3 protein-coding genes and 2 pseudogenes are annotated in these 5,764 nt (G+C 63.6%); 2 read left to right on the top strand and 3 right to left on the bottom strand.

Going from position 1 to position 5,764, the window contains the following annotated elements:
• Window positions 1-161: 161 nt before the first annotated feature.
• Window positions 162-2,557 (top strand): annotated as a pseudogene (recC, locus tag AC30NL_RS20205) (exodeoxyribonuclease V subunit gamma); the annotation flags it as partial.
• Window positions 2,550-2,861, top strand: a pseudogene (locus AC30NL_RS20200) (UvrD-helicase domain-containing protein); the annotation flags it as partial. The pseudogenes recC and AC30NL_RS20200, both read left to right, overlap by 8 nt.
• A gap of 156 nt (window positions 2,862-3,017) precedes the next feature.
• On the opposite strand, the gene AC30NL_RS20195 reads toward AC30NL_RS20200, so the two are convergent.
• From AC30NL_RS20195 to AC30NL_RS20185, 3 genes are all read right to left on the bottom strand, one after another.
• The gene (locus tag AC30NL_RS20195; RefSeq protein WP_489465777.1) at window positions 3,018-3,413 is read right to left on the bottom strand and encodes a hypothetical protein; all 396 of its coding nucleotides are present in this window, start codon (window positions 3,411-3,413) and stop codon (window positions 3,018-3,020) included.
• Window positions 3,414-3,618: 205 nt separating this feature from the next.
• Window positions 3,619-4,650, bottom strand: coding sequence for a hypothetical protein (locus AC30NL_RS20190; RefSeq protein WP_489465776.1), 1,032 nt, complete (start codon window positions 4,648-4,650; stop codon window positions 3,619-3,621).
• Window positions 4,651-5,213: 563 nt separating this feature from the next.
• Window positions 5,214-5,555 (bottom strand): hypothetical protein, encoded by a 342-nt coding sequence (locus AC30NL_RS20185; RefSeq protein ID WP_489465775.1) that lies wholly within the window; start codon window positions 5,553-5,555, stop codon window positions 5,214-5,216.
• Window positions 5,556-5,764 lie beyond the last annotated feature (209 nt).

Below are 5,764 nucleotides of genomic sequence, written 5' to 3'. Positions count from 1 at the left end.
TCCACGCGGGTGGCAGCGCAGATCCCGTCGCGAGAGGCAAGCTGCATCTTGAGCCATTCCGCCACGCCGTTGCTCTGGACGAGGAAGACCTCCTCTTCCAGGGGCTGGAGCGGCTGGCGGCGAATCCATTCGAAGACCGCTTCGCCCAGCAACTCAGAACGAAAATCCTGCACGACCAACTTCTGGAGTTGTTGGCCCGCACGCCTCCCGAGGCAGCGCTGACCCCGCGCGATGTGGTTGTGATGGTTCCGGACATCGAAGTATTTGCGCCGGCCATCCGCTCGGTGTTTGGCCAGTACCCACGCGCGACCCCCGGTTCATCCCGTTTGACATCGCCGACCTGAAGGAGCGCGGCAACAACCCACTGCTGATGGCGCTGGAATGGCTGCTGCGCCTGCCCCAGCAACGCTGTCGCCTGACGGAGATTCGTGACCTGCTGGACGTGCCGGCCGTGGCGCAGCGCTTCGGCCTTCAAACCGAAGACTTGCCCCGCCTGAGCCAGTGGATGGAAGGGGCCGGCATCCGATGGGGTCTGAATCCCGAGCAGCGCTCGGAGCTGGGGTTAGGCGCCTGCGGCGAGCAGAACACCTGGCTGTTCGGATTGCGACGCATGCTGATGGGCTATGCAAGTGGTGACGGCCGCCAGACGGTCGGTCCAAGCGCGGCGTCACGCTCAGGAGCAGCCTTCAACGAGATCCAGCCGTACGCCGAGGTCGGCGGCCTTGAAGCGTCGATCGCAGGCTCACTGGCCGGTGTGGTCGACGCCCTTGTGCGTTGGTGGGCGCAGGCGTCGGCCCCGGCGGCTCCGGCACAGTGGGCCGAACGCGGACGGCAGCTGATCGAGGACTTCATCGCGCCGACGGACGACCGCGAACGAATGACGGTGGCAGCGTTGCAGGACACCATGCGAGCCTGGTTGGAGGCGTGCGACGCCGCGGGCTTCGATGAACCTGTCTCGCTGTCTGTCGCGTGCGAGGCGTGGTTGTCGGGCATCGACGAGCCGGCCTTGACCAGCCGCTTCAGGGCAGGTGGAGTCACGTTTTGTACGCTGCTGCCGATGCGGGCCATCCCCTTCGAGGTTGTGTGCCTGATGGGCATGAACGACGGCGACTACCCTCGAAGCAGCAGTCGCAGCGATTTCGACCTCATGGGTCTGCCTGGACATCAGCGTCCCGGTGACCGTTCGCGTCGCGATGACGACCGGCAACTGATGCTCGAAGCCCTCCTGTCGGCACGGCGAGTTCTCTACGTCAGCTGGACCGGCCGCAGCGCGCGCGACAACAGCGAGCAGCCACCTTCGGTGCTGGTTTCGCAATTGCGTGACTACCTCGCATCGGGTTGGCGCGGTGACGTCCTGTCCGCGCGAACCACCCAACATCCGCTGCAACCGTTCAGCCGCCGTTACTTCGAAGTGCAGGATGAAGCGCCACAGCAGGGTGAGCGTCTGTTCACGCATGCACGCGAGTGGCGGGCTGCCCATGCGCTGCCGTCTTCCATTGCCGTGGCGGCAGCGTCGACGCGGTTCGAGGCCGATCCGAGCGTGCTGCTGACCGTTGCCGCGCTCGCCCGCTTCCTCAAGAATCCAGTGCGGGACTTCTTCCGCTTGCGTCTGGATGTCGTGTTCCGCGATGGCGATGACGCTGCGGACGACGACGAGCCGTTCGCTCTCGATGGTCTGCAGGAATACGGCCTGCTCGATGAGGTCATCAACGACGTCCTCGTGGAGGTGAATGGCAGCGCGCCCGACCTGCGGCGCTTGGTGGCCGAGCATGTGGCGCGCATCCACCGCGCCGGACGCTTGCCAATGGCCGAGCAGGGTCGGCGAACCGAACACGCGTTGGTCGAGACGCTGGTCCCGATGCTCCAGCGTTGGCGCGAAGTCCGGGCGTTGTACCCACAAACCTCCCACAAGGAGCCGCTGCGATTCGAACACGAAGCAGGGGTTCTCAACGATTGGCTCGACGGCTTGCAGGCCCCACAAGAGGAGCCAGGCCTGCGAGTCTGGCTGGAACTGACTCCGGGCAAGCTGTGCGACCGGCGAAAGGCCGTGCGGCCCGACAAGCTGATCACAGCTTGGGTGCGAACGATCGCAGCCGGTGCTTGCGGCCGGCCCGTTCAGGGCGTGATCGTGGGTCGTGATGCCACGGTCACCGTCAAACCCATGCCTGCCGACGAAGCCGTGACGGCGCTGACAACGCTGATGCAAGCGTGGCGCGAAGGCATGACGGCCCCACTGCCGCTGGCAAGCCGGACGGCATTGGCGCTGGTCGGTGGCGCGAGCGACGTGGCTGCCGTCTACGAGGGCAGCCAATTCCCGCGCGGCGGATCTCCCGGCGAGGGTGAAGAGGCATGCCTGTCGCGCATGTACCCAGACTACGAAACGCTCTGCGCAGACGGGCGGTTCCACGTCCTTGCCTCACGGCTGTTCGACCCCGTCGTTCAATGGATCAACGCTCACGTCACCTGGGAATTGCATGCGGTCCCCGACCTGAAGCAGCCGATTCCAGTCACGGCCGCGAACACGGATGCGCAGCTGGAGGTCAGCACCCATGAGTAAGACGCTGGACGCATTGACCTTCCCGTTGTGGGGTAGCCGCCTGATCGAGGCCAGCGCGGGAACAGGGAAGACCTGGACCATCGCGGCGCTCTACCTGAGGCTCGTGCTGGGGCATGGCGACGCTGATGGTTTTGCCCGACCGCTGGTCCCGTCCGAAATCCTTGTGATGACGTTCACACGGGCCGCCACTCGAGAACTGTCCGATCGCATTCGCTCGCGCCTGCTGGAGGCCGCGCGATGCTTTCGCGGTGAGGAGCAACCCGCGCAGGACGATGCATTGCTGATTGATCTGATGGCCGCCTACTTGTAGAGGACTGCATTTGAAAACGGCGAGGACTGCAATCGATGCGTTTTCAGGACCGAATTAACTGCAACCAGCTGCCCACGTCAGGACCACAATAACTGCAACTGAGACTGCATTCCATCGGCCACGACTGCATTGCTTGGCGCTAGGACCGGATTAGCTGCAACTGACCTGATAGTCGCCGGCCTCGGATCGGCAGCCCGGCTGCCCAGCATCTTGTCGCGCAACTGCGCCGTCCGCCGGGCACCGAGCCGTGCCGGTAAACAGCGCCCGTATCTCGGTCAGCTTGGCGTCGAAGTGCGCCACCAAATCCTTCGGGTGGTCCAGGCTGCTGACCCGGATGTAGCCGACGCGCTGACCCGCCAAAGACGCCATCCCGAGAAAAATTGTCAGGTTGGAATCTATGACCTTCGCAGGGCGATGCCAATCAATGCGCTTCTGAACTCTACCCTGACGCAATTCGGCCGCCACCCTGACGCCCAACTGGCGTATAGCCCAGATCGACATCAGCTTGCATAAATAATAATCAAAACGCCCCTGATGCCGGCTCAAGCGGCATCCAGAGTGCGGCTGCTGCTTGTCATTCGCCTTCACACCGCACCGGCGACTTCGTACCGAAACCCGCAACGAGTTGCTTGTTTGGTTCCGTGCAACAACGCCGCACCCAACGCCATCAAAATATGTAGCCGTGCTCAGAGCGGCGAGGCTAACGATCGAGCCGTTGGGCGCCAGGCGCGACCGTTTTAGCGGCCGGGCATCAAACGCGGGAGGCCAGGCTAGCCTGGCTAGCCGCTGTAGGTCGACGCCATCGGGGGAGGAACTTCTCCGTTTGAAGTTCGGTGCCAATGCCACGCCACGCGGATGTCAATCGCTCTTCAAGCCGCGCTGATTCCCTGGGGCTGATGACACCGGTCGTGTTGCCCATTGCCAGAACGGTGCTCAGGCAAGCCGCCTTGGCCAGCTTGTAGGCATCCCTTGGCAAGGTAGTGGTCATAAGCGCAAAGAGCGATTCGACCGTGCACGCGCCCCCTTTCTGGATCGGTTGCATCAAAGGCTTCCCATCGAAGTACGTGTTCGACAACGCCGCTTCCGGGTGCAGCGACTTCATCCATTCCGTGAACATCGTGCCCGACTCCGGCTGGGTGGGAATTTCCGCGACCGATCGCGGCACGAAGGTCGCGCAGATCCCCTTAAAGGCCTCTCCCGAGAAAAAGGCGGGCAAGCCCTGCTTGATGTGACTGAGCGGCACATCCACGAAGCGACCCACGATCTCGTCTGCGGGGTTGGCCAGACTGACCCGTACCCTGCCGGCATCGAGCATGGACATGGACAGGCCGACCATGTGCGAGGAACGGACCGCGAAACAGGCGTTTTCGATCAGGTAGAAGGCGTGCTCGCCGACCCGCAGCCCGTGCAACCTGTCTGCCATGTCGTTTGCATGGATGCCGAGTCGGATCGTGAAGTTCTGTTCGAATTCGCCTTCCGAGGTCCTCTCGGGCTGGCGGAACACGCCGAGGTGGCCGCTGTGCTTGAGCGCGGCGGCAACGGCCAGGAGGGCGGTCTCATGCCCAGACGCGGACGCGACCTGCTCCACAGCCGCGGCGAAGACCCGGGTCGCGAACGCGACGCCGGCGGTGTTCATACCGCGCCCGGCGTCCGTTTGAGCCTTCCGATCGAAGCCCATCACGTGAAGCATGTCCTTCAGGGCCTTCCGGCTTGGAACCGTTTTCCCGGGCTCGTAAGGGTCCTCGACTTCAAGCGCGAGCTCCGAGCCGTCGGTCAGCCCCATGCGTTGAGGATCGCAAAGCATTCGCAAGGCCCCGAGCGAACCGGAGCCGGGCTCGGTGCCGCGCACTCCGGCTTGCGAATTCGAACCCGCCAATGGTGTCAAGCTCTGACGCGGCCGAAGGGAGGCATCATGACTGGGATGCGAATGCGCGGGCAGGTCATGCACCAGCGAATGGCTGGCTATCGGCGATGGTCGCGTGGCACGTGCAGCCGGCTCGGCCTGGGCAGATGAGGCTTCAATGGCCGGCCGGCTTCTTGTGGCTGCTGCCGACGAAAAACAAGTTCCCATGCTTGGTTCCTTTGCATTGCACGTCCGTGAATCTTATTACGTTCGCAGCCGAACAAGGACTCCATCGCCAAGAAGCGCATAGGAATGCGAAGTGCTCCCCATCGTCACCTGGCAGCTGACAGCTAATCCTGTCCCGCCTCGATGCAATGCAGTCCTGGGCGATCGAATGCAGTCTCAGTTGCAGCTATTCCGGTCCTGCGGCGCCGGCTGGTTGCAGACAATTCCGTCCCCGAATCGCGTCGATTGCAGTCCTGCCCGTTTTCAAATGCAGTCCTCTACATGTAGCGCTCAGGAATGCCGATGCGCTCGGTGATGGTCTCGTAGGACGCCATCGAGTACGCCTTGGCGTTGTCCCGGCAGGCGGCCAGGTAGAGATAGAGCTTCATGGCGTGGAGTTCGTGCTTGGACCGCAGCGTGAAGTTCTTGAACGGAAGAATCACCTCCCCCGACACGATGGCCTGGCAGGGCAGCTTTCTTCGCTTGCAGCTTGCGGCATCGTGACGTGTCGCCCTGGGCGATGCGCGCGAGCGTGTTGGCCAGGTCTCGAACTGGTGCTGGATGTGGAACACATCGCCGTGGCAGGGCGTGCCGGACAGCGCGATCTGCTGCCCCCACACGTGCCCCCTGTCCCGCGTCGGCAATCGTGTAGTCGGGGTTCAAGCCCTGCGCTTTGGCGTCCATCAGGTGCACGCCCCAGGTGTCGCCGTCGCGGTGCGTCTCGGCGGCCAGCAGATAGCAGAACGTCGACTTCGCATCGACCCCTGCGAGCACGGGGCGAGGCCCCTGGAAGATCTCGTCGTGCAAGCCCACCCGAACGCCCGACAGC

Origin of the sequence: Rhizobacter sp., from assembly GCA_021153565.1 — a bacterium.
In the GTDB taxonomy this organism is placed as follows: Bacteria; Pseudomonadota; Gammaproteobacteria; order Burkholderiales; family Burkholderiaceae_C; genus Albitalea.
This window is presented reverse-complemented; position numbering and strand designations above follow the sequence as displayed.